Source organism: Acidobacteriota bacterium (assembly GCA_030949985.1).
Taxonomy (GTDB): Bacteria; Acidobacteriota; Polarisedimenticolia; order J045; family J045; genus JALTMS01.
The window spans coordinates 46612-60108 of sequence record JAUZRX010000026.1 but is presented as its reverse complement, the minus strand read 5'-3'; the positions used below and the strand labels follow the sequence as shown (position 1 = coordinate 60108).

The following is a 13497-nucleotide window of genomic DNA, read 5'->3' as shown; positions in this document are numbered from 1 at the left end:
AATGAGGCTGAGTGACATCGTCGGCGCTTCCGGGCTGGTCTCCTGGGCCGAGGCGGGCTTCCTCTCGGCGGTGGTTGCCGTCGGGCTGATTACGATCTACACCTTCGCCGGACGCAATCGGAGTCGCTTCGAGCAGGCCCGGTTCATGCCCCTGGTGGATGACGATCCCGTGCTCCGGAAGGAGGATCACGATGACGACGCCTGAACAGGACAAGATCCTCGATCACAATTTCGACGGCATCCAGGAATACGACAACCCCCTGCCCCGCTGGTGGGTCTACATCTTCTGGGCCACGATCGTCTTCGCCGTGCTCTATGTGCCCTACTACCATTTCGGCCCGGGAGGGACGGTGGCCGACGAGTACCAGGCGGTGATGAAGGAGTACTACGAGCAGCAGTCGAAGGCGATCCTGGCGATGGGTGAGATCGACGACGAGGCGATTCTGACCTTCTCTCAGAACGAAGGGGCGATGGAAGAGGCCAAGGCGATCTTTCGCAGCAAGTGCGTGGCCTGCCACGGAATGTTCGGCGAGGGGCAGATCGGCCCGAACCTGACGGATCCCTACTGGATTCACGGCGGCAAGCCGACCGACATCTACCGCACGATTCACGACGGTGTGGTGACCAAGGGCATGCTGGCCTGGGGCAACCTGCTGCCGCCGGCCGACGTGGTCAAGTTGGCGGGTTACGTGCTGACTCTCCAGGGCACCAACCCTCCCAACGGCAAGGCTCCCGAGGGAGAGCTTTACCAGCCCGATCAAGAAGGTGAGCAGCCATCGACGACCGCCGCGGGGGGTGAATAGCGGCTCTCCGGGGCGTATCGTTTTCCTGCCCGCCGCATCTCCGTCCAGAAGGACAGGGGCGGCCGGGAAAGGAGAGTCGGGATGAGTCGACACGTACCGGAGGCCGAGGAACAGGTCCTCTCGACGCTCAATCTCGATGGATCCCGGCGCTGGATTCGGCCGAAGCTGTCCAAGGGCCGCTTCTATCGCAGGCGCCTGGTCGTGGCGTGGACCCTGATCGCGGCCTTCACCGCGATTCCCTATCTCGAGGTCGGCGGCAAGCCGCTGATGCTCCTCGATATTCCCCGGCAGCAATTCACGTTCTTCGGCAAGACCTTCCTCGCCACCGACACGATGCTGCTGATGCTCCTGCTGGTGGGGATCTTCATCACGATCTTTCTGCTGACGGCGATCTTCGGGCGGGTCTGGTGTGGCTGGGCCTGCCCGCAGACCATCTACATGGAGTTCATCTACCGGCCGATCGAGCGTCTTTTCGAAGGGAGCCGCGCCCGGCAGTTGAAGATGGACCGGGAGGGCGCTTCGGCGGGTCGCGTGCTCAAGTACGTGGCCTACCTCGGTGTTTCGATCTTCGTGGCCCACACTTTTCTGGCGTACTTCGTGGGCGTCGACCAGCTGTTCTATTGGATTCAGCAACCTCCGGCCGAGCATCCCACGGCCTTTGCCATCATGGCCCTGGTCACGCTGCTGATGTTCGCCGATTTCGCCTACTTCAGAGAGCAGGTCTGTATCGTGGCCTGCCCCTACGGCCGCTTCCAGTCGGTGCTTCTCGACCGCAACTCGCTGATCGTCGGTTACGACCGCCGCCGTGGCGAGGTGCGTGGTCGGCTCGGTGAGCAGAAAAAGGGGCCGCCGCCGGAGGGTGGCGCCTGGGGCGACTGCGTCGACTGCCGGGCCTGCGTGGTGACCTGCCCCACGGGCATCGACATTCGCGACGGTCTGCAACTCGAATGCATCGGCTGCACCCAGTGCATCGACGCCTGCGATGCGGTGATGGAGAAGCTGGGCCGGCCTCGGGGCCTGATCCGCTACAGCTCGCAGGACGCCCTGAAGGGCCGCAAGACGCGCATTCTGCGGCCGCGGGTGGTGCTCTACCCGCTGATCCTGGCGCTGGTCTTCGGCATGCTGGTCCTCAGCCTGGCCCGCAAGCAGGACACCGACGTGACCATTCTGCGCGGTCTGGGAGCGCCCTACACCCAACTGCCCGGCGGCGCGATCTCGAACCAGGTGCGCATCAAGCTGGTCAACCGCAGCAACGAGGACCGCCTCTACACCTTCAGCCTGGTGGATGGCGAGGGTGTCGAGATGATCGCCCCGGAGAATCCGATCCGGGTGGGGGCCGGCAAGACCGGGACGACGGCGCTTTTCCTCAACGTCTTGCCCGGGAGCTTCGCCCAGGGTGAGCGTGTCGTGCGGATTCGCATCCACAGCGGAGAGGCCTTCGACCGGGAGTACGAGTACCGGCTGCTGGGTCCGGAAGGCCATGGAAGATGAGGGCGGCATGGTACTGAAGAAGGGATGGCAGTGGCCGGTGTTCATCGTCGGCCTGCTCGTGCTGGGCGTGGGCTCCAACATCGCCCTGCTGGTCGTGGCGCGGTCCAACCCCTCTTTCGCCGTGGAAGAGGACTACTACCAGAAGGCCCTGGCCTGGGACGAGCACCAGGCCCAGCAGGCGATCAACCGGGAACTGGGCTGGAGGCTGCATTTCGAATTGGACACGGCCGCTCCGATTCCCGGAACCCTGGCCCTGGTGGCCCAGGTGCGCGACAGGCGGGGCGCCGACCTCGACGGCGCCAGTCTCGAGGTGGAGGCCTTTCCCATCGCCCGCTCCTCTCACCGGCAAAAGCTGCGGCTCGAGCCGGCGGGACCGGGCCGGTACCGGGCGGAGCTGAACGTGGAGCGTCCGGGGAGGTGGGAGTTTCGCTGGGTCGTGGAGCATGGTGAACAGCGCTACACCCTGACCCGGACACGGGAGCTCGAACCACGATGACAGCCCTGGTGGTGACGGTCTTTCTGGCGAGCCTGTTGGGCTCGTTGCACTGCGCGGCCATGTGCGGTCCGCTGGTGGCGGTCTATGCCGGTGCGGACCCCTCCCGGGGGTGGCGCCGGGGCATCGGGCACGCCTGCTACAGCGGCGGGAGGCTCGTGGCCTACGGGATCCTCGGCGCGGCCGCCGGCAGCCTGGGGGCGGCGCTGGACCTGGCCGGCAGCCTGGCGGGCGTTCAGCGGGTCACGGCGATTCTGGCCGGTGTGCTGATCGCCCTGTGGGGTGTGGTCTCCCTGCTCCAGTTGCGCGGCGTGGACGTCGGACGCCTGGCCCTGCCCGCGTCCGTGCAACGTCTGCTCGGACGCCTGATGGCCCAGTTGCGTGAAAAGCCCCCGATGGTACGGGCCCTTGTGATAGGCCTGGCCTCGGCTCTGCTCCCCTGCGGCTGGCTCTATGCCTTCGTCGTCGCCGCGGCCGGAACATCGAGCGCCCTCCGGGGCGCGCTGGTGATGGCCGTGTTCTGGGCCGGGACCCTGCCGGTGATGGTGTCCCTGGGCTTCGGGCTGCAGGCCATGGCCGGTCCCCTGCGCCGTCATCTCCCGACGATCTCCGCGGTGGCGCTGATCGTCGTCGGCCTGCTGGCGGTGGTCACCCGCATCGAGAAGGTGGCCGTGGCGACTTCCGGGCGCCGGGCGCCGACCACGGTGGAACAGGCCGTCGAGCAGGTGCAGGCCGCCGCCGAAGAGGAGCCTCCCTGCTGCGCCGGCCCATGAACGCCCGGGAGGTTTCCTGTACCCACTGCGGTCTGCCGGTCCCGGCCGCGCTGGTGGAAGAAGGGGCCGAGCGGCAGTTCTGCTGCGAGGGGTGCCGCACGGTTTTTGCCGTGATCCACGAGCATGGTCTCGACGGTTACTACAACCTGGCCCGGGAGGCGGAGGCCCAGCAGCCGCGGGTGACGGGACGGGCCTACGAGGAGTTCGACGACCCGGCCTTCTTCGCGCTCTACTGTCGCCGGCTCGACGATTCCCTGGCCGAGACGGAACTCTACCTCGAAGGCGTGCACTGTGCGGCCTGCGTCTGGCTGGTGGAGAAAGTGCCGCAGGTGATGGAAGGCGTGCTGGAAGTTCGGCTCGACCTCGGCCGCAGCCGGGCCCGGGTGCGCTGGGATCCCCGGCGCCTGTCCCTTTCGCGGGTGGCCGGCCTGCTCGATTCGCTGGGTTACCCGGTCCATCCCTACCGGGCCAGCGCCGCCGAGGAACGGGCCCGCCGGGAAGATCGCCGTTTCCTGCTGCGCCTGGGCATCACCGGCGCGGTGGCGGGCAACGTGATGCTGATCGCCTTCGCCCTCTACGGCGGGATGTTCCACGGTATGGCCCGAGAGTACGAGACCTTCTTTCGCTGGGTCAGCCTGCTGCTCACCCTGCCCGCGGTGATCTGGGGCGGAGGGGTTTTCTTCCGGGGCGCCTGGGGTGCCTGGCGTACCCGGACCCTGCACATGGACCTGCCGATCTCCATCGGCATCGCCGCGGGTTTCGGCTGGGGGGCCCTCAACACCATACGCGGCACGGGAGAAGTCTACTTCGAGTCGGTGACCGCGCTGATCTTCCTGCTGCTGGCCGGCCGTTTCATCCAGCGGCGGCGGCAGCGGGCGGCGGCCGACGCGGCGGGGCTGCTCTTCTCCCTCGCCCCGCGTACGGCGCGGGTGCTCGACACGTTGGACGAGGGCGCCGTCGGGCGGGAGGTCCCCGTCGAGGCGCTGACTCCCGGCAGCCTGGTGGAAGTACGGGCGGGCGAGACGGTGCCCGCAGACGGCGTGGTCGTGGAAGGCGCCTCCGCCCTGGATCTCGCCTTGCTGACAGGGGAGTCCCAGCCGGCTCCCATCGCGGTCGGCGACGAGGTCTTCGCCGGAACCCTCAACCTGGGCTCACGCCTCGTGGTGCGCGTCGAGCGCACGGGCGAGCAGACCCGGGTGGGGCAACTGATGGCGATGGTGGAGGAGTTCTCGCGGCGCAAGGCTCCCATCGTACAAATGGCGGACCGGCTGTCGGGGGTGTTCACCGCCACCGTGCTTTTCCTCGCGGGCGTCACCGTGGTCCTCTGGTGGTGGTGGCACCCGGAGAATCCCTCGGCGGCCATCGAACACGCGGTGGCGCTGCTGATCGTCAGTTGTCCCTGCGCCCTGGGCCTGGCCACGCCCCTGGCCGTCAGCGCCGCCATCGGCAGCGCGGCCCGACGGGGCATCCTCCTGCGGGGGGCCGACATCATCGAGCGGTTGGCCCGCCCGGGCCGCATCTGGCTGGACAAGACCGGCACACTCACCGAGGGCCGGATGCAGGTGCTGCGTTGGTGGGGCGACCGGAGCATCGGTCCCGCCGTCGCCGCCATCGAGCGCGGCTCGAGCCACCCGGTGGCCCTGGCCCTGGCCGAGGCCTTCGAGGCCTCCGGCGAGGCGTCCATCGAGGCGGTCGAACAGGTGTTGGGCAGCGGCATGCGGGCCCGGCTGGCAGGTCGCCCGGTGGCCATCGGCTCGCCGAGTTTCATCGCCGGGGAGATCGGCCGACCGCTGGAAGCCGCCGAGCGGCGGCAGGTCGAGGCGGCGATCGGTGAAGGACTGACTCCCGTGCTGGTGGCCTGGGACGGCGTGGTGGTGGCCGGCGCCGGCCTGGGCGACCCGATCCGGCGCGATGCCCGCGCCGCCCTCGAGGCCCTCGAGCAGCGAGGGTGGCGGGTGGGTCTGCTCTCCGGCGACCACCCGGTGCTGGTGCGCCAGGTGGGGCGGCAACTGGGATTGCCCGAGGATGTCTGCCGGGGCGGGATGCTCCCCGAGCAGAAGCTGGCGGTGATCGAGTCGGATCCCCGGCCGGAGAGGGTGGTCATGGTGGGCGACGGCGTCAACGACGCGGCGGCCCTGGCGGCGGCCGGTGTGGGCATCGCCGTGCACTCCGGCGCCGAGGCGGCGATGGCCGCCGCCGATGTCTATCTCAGCCGGGAAGGCGTCGCTCCCCTCGTCGAAGTCGTCGACGGGGCGCGGCGTACCCTGGGGGTGATCCGCACCGGCCTGGTGTTCTCGCTGCTCTACAACCTGGTCGCCGCGGCCCTGGCCATGGCCGGGCAGATCAACCCGCTGGTCGCCGCGATCCTGATGCCGGCCAGTTCCCTGACCGTGATCACCCTGGCCTACCGCGCGCGCACCTTCCCGGCGCCCGGGCCGGCGGGAAAAGTCCCGGGCCTGCCGTGAGACGCTCGGGTCGCCGGGTCAGCGGGACCGGCGCCGGCTGGCGTGGACTCCCCCCAGGTGGCCGAAGTCCAGCAGCAGGGCGACGACCAGCAGCAGGACCTGCCACAGCCCCCAGTGGCCGTAGACGTTGTAGACCACGCTGCTCCACAGCAGGGTGTAGGGCAGGAAGAAAAAGCCGAGGAGCGGGATCAGCAGCCCGTCGAAGGCGCGGCCGAACCAGTTGCTGAAGAGCACGAGGAGTACGATGACCAGCCGGGGGGAGGCGGTGGCGATCAGCGCCAGCAGGCAACCGCACCCCACTTCTACTTGCCTTTGGGCGGTGGCGTGTAGATCGGTGCGGGGAAGGGGGCGACGGCGCCCTCCTTGCCACCGGGAACGATGCGGCTGACACCTTCGCAGCTCACCTCGTCGATGCGGATCACCGCGTGCAGCGGCACCAGGCAACGCTCCACGTCGCGGAACTCGTTCTTCAGGCTCTCCTCGGAGGGGTCGACCACCACCTGGCTCTTCTCGCCGAAGACGATGCCCTCGAGAGCGACGAAACCGAAGATTTCGGCGGAGGAGACCGCCTTGACGAAGATTTCGTAGACCTTCCCCTGGTTGTGGAACACCACTCGATAGCGCTTACGGCCCGCCACGCCTGTCCTCCTCGGGGCTGCCCGGTGCGGCAGCGTCCACTGCTATACCATGCCACATTCCGGGGGGCGATGAGAGGAGTCTTTCATGGGCCGGAGGCCTGACGGCCGCGAGCGGAACGCCGGGTCTTCCCGGCGGGTGGGAACGGAGTGGTTCGAGCCCCTCTACCAGGAGGCCGGGGGGGACGCCGCCCTCGTTCCCTGGGCGGATCTGGCTCCCAAGGGGCCGCTGGTCGAGTGGCTCGAAGAGCAGGGCGAGCCCGCCGGTGGGGGGCGGGCCGTGGTCATCGGCTGCGGGCTGGGTGACGATGCCGAAGAACTGGCCCGGCGGGGCTGGAAGGTGACGGCCTTCGACCTGGCGCCGACGGCCATCGAGTGGTGCCGCCGGCGCTTTGCATCCAGCGACGTGGACTACCGGGTTGCGGATCTCTACGCGTTGCCCTCGTGCTGGAGCCGGGCCTTCGACCTGGTGGTGGAGGTCTATACCTTCCAGGCGCTGCCCGCCGAGATCCGCCCCGAGGCGATGGACAAGGCCGCCGACCTGGTGGCGGAGGGGGGGCGGCTGGTGCTGGTCTGCCGCCTGCGGGAAGCCGGCGAAGAGGCGGAGGGGCCACCCTGGCCCCTGACCCGCGAAGAACTCACCCGCCTCGAGAAGGCCGGGCTGAGCCTGCTGGAGTCCGTCGAGGTCGGCGACCCGGACGACCGTCCCGTCCGGCGACTGCGGCAGGTCTACCGGCGGGGATCCGCCGGCGGCGCGAAGAGCGGGCCCCGCACGCCGCCCTGAAGCCGCCGGCCGGGCCGGGGCGATTCGACCCGGCCCGCGGCGCGACCTAGGTTTGCCGGGAGGGTTCGATTTCGATCCCGGGAGGCTGACCGTGTCGGCGCGGATGGTCCTGTTTCAGCTCGAGCGCATGGGTGACCTGGCCCAGACGCTGCCCGCCCTCGAGGGCCTGGTGCGCGGAGGGGTCGAAACGCGCCTGGTGGTTCGTCGGCACCTGCTGGGCCTCGCCCGGCTCCTGGCCCCGGAGGCGGTGGAGTGCGTCGCCGTGGCGGACGTCTCCTTGCTGGAAGTGGAAAAGGCCTGTCGCCGGGGGGATCCGGCGGCACGCACGATGGCCGCCGAACTCGCCGCCCCCCTGGCTCGCCCCGGTGACCTGGTGGTCAATCTCAGTTACCACCAGGCCGGCGCCCTGCTGGCCACCGCGGCGGCGGGAGAGGCGGCCTGGGGCCCCTGGGTCAGTGCCGCCGGAGAGCGCCTGATCCGCGGGGTGTGGGCGACCTATCTGCTGGCCGCCGTCGACGCCCGTCCCGCCGGGCGGGTGCACATGACCGACCTGCGCCGACTGGTCTGCGCGGAGGCCCTGGGGCGCGAACTGCCCGTCTGGAAGCCGATGACCGCGTCCCGCCCCGGCACCGGCGGCTTGCGGGTCGGCCTGGTGACGGGGGCCGGCGACCCCGCCCGCCGCAGCTCGGCCCGCTGGTTGCAGACCCTGGCCCAGATGCTGGTGGATGCCGGGTACCGGCTGGTCCTGCTCGGCGGCGAGGAGGATCGTTCCCGGGCCGATACCCTGGCGCGCGGGCTGACGACGCCTCCGCGCAACCGGGTGGGGACGACCACTCTCGAGGAAGTGGTCGGGGAAGTCCGCCGCCTGGACCTGGTGGTGGGTTTCGACACCGGACCCGTGCACCTGGCGAGCGCTTGCGGAACGCCGGTGGTGATGGTTCTCGGAGGCGGGGCCCACTACTGGGAAACCGGGCCCTGGGGGGAGGGTGACCTGGCGCTCCAGGCTCTCGAAGTCGGGCGCGCCGAGGTCGACGGGGTGCCTCCCTCGGTGGTGGTCGCGGCCTGCCGCGCCCGGCTCGAAGGGCTGGGCTGTCCGGACTCCGGGGCGGGATACCGGGTGCTCCGGGTCGAGCCCGCCCCGCCTTCGGACCGGTTGGGAGGCATCGTCTACGGGCACCGGGGCCGCGTCGCCGCAGCCCTGGCCCAGCGTCGGCTGCTGGCGGCCTTCGGCGCCCCCCCGGCGGATCACCCGGAGGGGGCGGAGTGTGCGGCCGGTCAGGCGGCCCGGCAGGGGTGCCGGCAGGCCGCGCAGGCTCTCGAGGCTCTCGGCTCGGGGGATCCGCGGCAGGCCGCCGGGCACCTCCAGGCCCTTGCGGCGAGCATCGAGGATCTGCTCGAGAAAACCCGCGGGGAAGCGGAAACACGCCTCATCGGCGCCTGGGTCGCCGCCCTGCTCGAGCACCTCCCGCCCTCGGCGCCGGACCAGACCGCCCGGGTCTGTGGCCGCATCCTGCGACGCGCGCTCAGCGCCCTCGGCGCCGCTTCGCCCGCACTGGCCCACGATCGGATCTAGCAGTCCGCCGGCAAGGTCTTTTCGATGCGAGAGGCCTGGATTTCGCGTTCGGTGCACCTGACGGAACGCAGTCCCATGGGCCATACTGTGAGTGCCGTCGTGTGTGCCGGCCCCTCGCGCGGCGGAGGCTTTTGGAACGGGCCGCCGGTCCGGACCCGTCTCGTCCGGCCGCCCTGAACGGATCCAACCGTGTCGGTCGTCTATCTCGTGCTGCCCCTGGCCCTGCTCCTCGCCTTGGTGGGCGTGCTGCTCTTCGCCTGGGCGGTGCGCCGGGGGCAGTTCGACGACCTGGAGACTCCGGCCCTGCGCATGCTCGACGACGACGACTCCCCGATCCGGGCCCGCGGCGACGGTTCCGCCGACCCGGGCTCCACCTCCGGGGACCCGCCCGCGCGCGGCGCTTGACCGCCCGGAGGGACGTCTATAAATCTTCATAGATGATGGGTTTTTCGTGGCTGGGGCGATGGAGCGCACCGCTGCGCTCCGGTACGGGCGGCGAGTTCGAGCAGGCCGCCATTCGCCTGGTCATGGGGTTACTCGGTGGGGCCTATCTCGTCGGGCTGGTGCTCTCCAGGAACTTGGGCGAGGCGACGGATTGGCGCCTGCTGACCTTCCTGGGGGTCTTCCTGACCCTCTCCGCCTGCATCATGGCGGCGGTGATCCTCCGGCCCCGGATCAGCCCGGCGCGGCGGCACCTCGGCCTGCTCCTCGACATCGGCACCATCGGCTACCTGCTCTTCGAACTGGAGGCTTACGGCGCGCTCTTCCTGCCGCTCTATCTCTGGGTGACCTTCGGCAACGGTTTCCGCTACGGTGTGAGCTACCTGTGGAAGGCCATGGCCCTGAGCGTGGCCTGTTTCACGCTCGTCGTCGGTTTTTCCCCCTACTGGCGGCAGGAGTGGGTCTACACCGCCGGCGCCTTCATCGCGCTGCTCGCCCTGCCGGCCTACGTCGCCATCCTCCTGGTGCGCCTGCAACGGGCGGTTGCCGCCGCGGAGGAAGCGAGCCGGGCGAAGAGCGCCTTTCTGGCCAACATGAGCCACGAGATCCGGACGCCGATGAACGGTGTGCTGGGGATGCTCTCCCTGCTGCTGGACGATGCGCTGGCCGAGAGCCAGAGGCGGAAGGTCGAGGTGGCCTACGATTCGGGGCGCGCCCTGCTCGGACTGCTCAACTCGATCCTCGACCTGTCGAAGGTCGAGGCCGGGCGGCTGGAATACGAGCGGATCCCCTTCGACCTCGAGGCCCTGGTCTCTCAAATCGTTGACCTCTTCGGCTCCCGGGCCCGGGGCAAGGGTCTCGCGATGCAGGTCGACTTCGACGAGCGGCTGGGCCGTTTCTACGTGGGCGACCCGACCCGTCTGCGGCAGGTGCTGAGCAACCTGGTCGGCAACGCCGTCAAGTTCACCCAGATGGGCCGGGTGACGCTATCGGTCTTCCCCGACCCCCGGGACGGCGCATGCGTACGCTTCGAGGTCGCGGACACCGGCCCCGGCATCGACGAGGGCGCCCTGCGGCGGATCTTCGAGTTCTTCCAGCAGGCGGACAACTCGATCACCCGGACCCATGGGGGCAGCGGGCTCGGCCTGGCCCTGAGCCGGGATCTGGTCCGGGGCATGGGCGGCCGGATCGACGTGCGATCCGTCCCCGGGGAGGGCAGCGTCTTCGGCTTTTCCCTGCCGCTCCCGCCGCACGAGGGGGACGCGCCGATGGACGGCGTGACGGCCCGTTCCGCCGGCGTGGGGACGCGCTTTGAAGGCAGACGGGTTCTGCTCGTTGAAGACGACACCGTCAACCAACTCGTGGCGCGGGGATTTCTTTCCCGTTTCGGTCTCGAAGTGGATACGGTCGGGGACGGCGCACAGGCCCTCGAAGCCCTGGAACGAGGCGGTTACGACCTGGTGTTGATGGACTGCCACATGCCCGTGCTCGACGGGTTCGAGGCGACCCGCCGGCTGCGGGCGCGCGAGGCGGGGGGCACACGGATCCCCGTCGTCGCGCTGACGGCCAGCGCCATGGAAGAAGACCGCAGGCGCTGCGAGGCGTGCGGCATGGACGACTTTCTGGTCAAACCGCTCGAGGATCAGGCCCTCGCACAGGTTCTCGCGCGGTGGCTTGGAGCCGGGTCACGAGTCCCTGGAGCGCAGGGCTGCCACGGCTGAATCGTCGGGGCCCTGGGCGGAAGAAGCCTTTTCGGCAGGTCGCCGGGCCACGACGATCAGGTTCTCACCCCAGCGGGAGGGGAGCATCGGCCGGGCGAAGAAGACGGTGACCACCGTCGGCAGGCAGAAGATCGGGTATTGCAGAGCAGTGGGCATCCACTCGAGGTAGGGCATGTCCCACAGACCGTCGGAGAAGGTGCGTTCGATCTCGAAGCCGGTACGCCGGGTGAGCTCGATCCACTCGTGTCTTTCGAGCAGCGAGACGTGGGTTTCGTCACCGAAGGCGTACCACTTCCGGCCCTTGAAGCGTCGGCCGGGGGAGTCCATGTTCGGCACGGAGTAGAGCAGGCGGCCCCCCGGCGCGAGCAGGGAGAAGGCGCGGTGCAAGGCCTTTTCCGGGTCGGCGAGATGCTCGAGCACGTACTTGGCGATGATCAGGTCGAAGCCGCCCGCCTCGATCTGCGGGGGCAGATCCGCCGTGAAGTCGGCGCAGAAGACCCTCGAGCGCGGAGCGATTGTCCGCGCCCTGCCGATGGCGTAGTCGGAGAGATCGATCCCCCAGGTCTCGTGGCGCGCTTCGAGTCGAGCCAGCGTGTAACCATGGGCGCAGCCGATCTCGAGCACGCGCCTGCCACCGTGGCGCCGCAGCAGGCGGTCGGCCAGGCGGGCGTAGAAGCGGACCGACCACCAGTGCATGTTGAAGCGCTGGAGTTCGTCGAGCCCGAACTCCTGCTGGTAGTAGTCCTTCCCGTAGCGCTTCGGTGAAAGATCCGCCATTTCGCGATCCCCTCCTGGTCAGCCCGCCCATCGTAACCCCGGATCCTTCCCGGCCCGCCAAGGGGCCTCTCGAAGCGGGCCGCCGGCCCTTGAGTTTGTTCGCCGGCGTCCGATAAGCCCTGCGAGATCCCGGAGGAAGCATGCCCCGGAACAGGAGAATCGGCATCGAGGTCTCCCCCCAGGGAGTGCGGGCGGTCCTCGTCGAGGGCCGTCGGGGGGGCTGGAGCCTGCTCGCTCACGCCGGCCGGGACGTCGGTGACCGGGGCGGTCCGGCCGAAGCCCTGGCCGAGACCATCGCCGAGCTGGGCACGCCCGCTCCCTGCCGGATCCTGCTGCTGGGCAGCCAGGCCGTCAGTCATCATCTGCGCTTTCCCCCCATGCCCCGGCGCGACCTGTTGCGGGCGGCGTCCTGGCGCCTGGGCCACGCCGGCCACGGCGGTGGTGACATGCTCCAGGCCGAGGAGATCCTCCGCCGTCCACGGGAGGGCGTGGTCGACCTGCGGGTGGTCCGCCTGCCGCGCGAGCCGTTGGAAAGCTGGGCGGGCCTGCTCGAGACCTTGGGCTGTCCGGTGGAGGGCGTGATCGTTCCCGCGGCGCTGGCGGCCTGCTCGAGGGATGAAGATGACGGGCCTCGCCTGCTGGTCCTGCCCACCGGGGGGCGGCTGTGCCTGGTTCTGGCCGGAGGGCGGGGCGAGGTGGTGGTCCAGGAAAGCCCCCGGCTGCACCCGGGCGACGACGATCCGGTCAGCGTGATCGAAAGGCGCCTGGACGACATCGCCCAGCTCCAGGCCTTCGTCGCCAAGCAGAGTGTGCCGCCGCGGCGGGTGATCGTCTGTGGGGGCGCGGCCGAAGTGGAGCCTACCGTCGAGCAGCTACGCATGGCCCTGGCCGGCGAGGCGATCGCCGTGGAGCGGGAGGATCCCTGGGAGGCCCTGGAGCCTCGTGCCGCCGGCCACGACGGCCCTCCGCCCGCCTTCGCCGGCGCGCTGCTCGCCGCCCTCGGAAAGAGGGTGGAGCCGTTGCTCGTTCCGGGGCCGGCGGCCCGGCGGCGGCGGGAGCGACGCGCCGAGGGCCGGACACTGGCCGCCGCCGGTCTGATCGCCGCCCTGAGCCTGGTGGCGGCCTTGGGGACGGGGGTCTACCGGGCCCGGATGGCCGCCCGGGTCGAGGCCCTGGCCCGGGAGGCCGCGAGGGTTTCCCCGGCCGCGGCCCGGCCGGTCGAGCCCGCCCCGCCCCGCCGGGTCTCCGCCGCGGACTGGTCGGCCCTGCTGCGGGAGGCGGGTCTGCTGGTTCGGCCCGGCGTGGATTACGAGACCCTGGTGGTGGACCTGTCCGCCGTCCGGCCCCGCCTGGCTCTCGAGGGAACGGTGCGTGGCGCCGGCCCGGCCCGGCTGGGCGAGATCCTGACCGGGCTGCATGAAGATCTCTTCGCCAGTCCTTTCGTCCAGGGGCTGCCCCGCCTGGCTGCCGCGCTGGAAGACGGCGACAAGGCTCGCTTCGCCCTCGAGGACGAGGTGACGCCGTGGCCGCGGGAGGACTGA

At 70.1% G+C, this 13497-nt stretch carries 14 protein-coding genes; 11 read left to right on the top strand and 3 right to left on the bottom strand.

The window, feature by feature from the left end:
* The first annotated feature begins 1 nt into the window (after position 1).
* The 6 genes from Q9Q40_08130 to Q9Q40_08105 all read left to right on the top strand — a co-directional run bounded on the left by Q9Q40_08130 (position 2) and on the right by Q9Q40_08105 (position 6025).
* Complete coding sequence (locus Q9Q40_08130; protein MDQ7007186.1) at positions 2 to 205, top strand: hypothetical protein; 204 nt, start codon at positions 2 to 4, stop codon at positions 203 to 205.
* Entirely contained in the window at positions 192 to 803 is a 612-nt protein-coding gene (locus tag Q9Q40_08125; protein ID MDQ7007185.1) for a cbb3-type cytochrome c oxidase N-terminal domain-containing protein, read from the top strand. Before Q9Q40_08130 ends, Q9Q40_08125 begins: the two co-directional genes overlap by 14 nt.
* 81 nt (positions 804 to 884) lie before the next feature.
* On the top strand, positions 885 to 2294 hold the full coding sequence (ccoG, locus tag Q9Q40_08120; protein ID MDQ7007184.1) for a cytochrome c oxidase accessory protein CcoG: 1410 nt from the start codon (positions 885 to 887) through the stop codon (positions 2292 to 2294).
* 7 nt (positions 2295 to 2301) lie between these two features.
* Positions 2302 to 2790: a FixH family protein gene (locus Q9Q40_08115; GenBank protein MDQ7007183.1), complete on the top strand. Its 489-nt coding sequence runs from the start codon at positions 2302 to 2304 to the stop codon at positions 2788 to 2790.
* Positions 2787 to 3560 (top strand): sulfite exporter TauE/SafE family protein, encoded by a 774-nt coding sequence (locus tag Q9Q40_08110; GenBank protein MDQ7007182.1) that lies wholly within the window; start codon positions 2787 to 2789, stop codon positions 3558 to 3560. The genes Q9Q40_08115 and Q9Q40_08110 overlap by 4 nt, the downstream gene beginning before the upstream one ends.
* Positions 3557 to 6025 (top strand): heavy metal translocating P-type ATPase, encoded by a 2469-nt coding sequence (locus tag Q9Q40_08105; GenBank protein ID MDQ7007181.1) that lies wholly within the window; start codon positions 3557 to 3559, stop codon positions 6023 to 6025. The genes Q9Q40_08110 and Q9Q40_08105 overlap by 4 nt, the downstream gene beginning before the upstream one ends.
* An 18-nt stretch (positions 6026 to 6043) precedes the next feature.
* Here the strand turns inward: Q9Q40_08105 and Q9Q40_08100 are convergent, their stop codons facing one another.
* Entirely contained in the window at positions 6044 to 6325 is a 282-nt protein-coding gene (locus Q9Q40_08100) for a hypothetical protein (protein ID MDQ7007180.1), read from the bottom strand.
* A 2-nt stretch (positions 6326 to 6327) separates the two neighbouring features.
* The gene (locus Q9Q40_08095) at positions 6328 to 6663 is read right to left on the bottom strand and encodes a DUF1820 family protein (GenBank protein ID MDQ7007179.1); all 336 of its coding nucleotides are present in this window, start codon (positions 6661 to 6663) and stop codon (positions 6328 to 6330) included.
* A gap of 85 nt (positions 6664 to 6748) precedes the next feature.
* On the opposite strand from Q9Q40_08095, the gene Q9Q40_08090 reads away from it, so the two are divergent.
* From Q9Q40_08090 to Q9Q40_08075, 4 genes are all read left to right on the top strand, one after another.
* Entirely contained in the window at positions 6749 to 7444 is a 696-nt protein-coding gene (locus tag Q9Q40_08090; protein ID MDQ7007178.1) for a class I SAM-dependent methyltransferase, read from the top strand.
* A gap of 91 nt (positions 7445 to 7535) precedes the next feature.
* On the top strand, positions 7536 to 9017 hold the full coding sequence (locus tag Q9Q40_08085; GenBank protein ID MDQ7007177.1) for a glycosyltransferase family 9 protein: 1482 nt from the start codon (positions 7536 to 7538) through the stop codon (positions 9015 to 9017).
* 189 nt (positions 9018 to 9206) lie between these two features.
* Complete coding sequence (ccoS, locus tag Q9Q40_08080; protein MDQ7007176.1) at positions 9207 to 9422, top strand: cbb3-type cytochrome oxidase assembly protein CcoS; 216 nt, start codon at positions 9207 to 9209, stop codon at positions 9420 to 9422.
* 32 nt (positions 9423 to 9454) lie between these two features.
* Entirely contained in the window at positions 9455 to 11179 is a 1725-nt protein-coding gene (locus Q9Q40_08075; GenBank protein ID MDQ7007175.1) for an ATP-binding protein, read from the top strand.
* Here Q9Q40_08075 and Q9Q40_08070 read toward each other — a convergent pair.
* Complete coding sequence (locus tag Q9Q40_08070) at positions 11144 to 11956, bottom strand: class I SAM-dependent methyltransferase (protein ID MDQ7007174.1); 813 nt, start codon at positions 11954 to 11956, stop codon at positions 11144 to 11146. The two genes, Q9Q40_08075 and Q9Q40_08070, sit on opposite strands and share 36 nt — an antisense overlap.
* Positions 11957 to 12096: 140 nt before the next feature.
* Between Q9Q40_08070 and Q9Q40_08065 the strand changes: the two genes are divergently transcribed.
* Positions 12097 to 13497, top strand: coding sequence for a hypothetical protein (locus tag Q9Q40_08065; GenBank protein ID MDQ7007173.1), 1401 nt, complete (start codon positions 12097 to 12099; stop codon positions 13495 to 13497).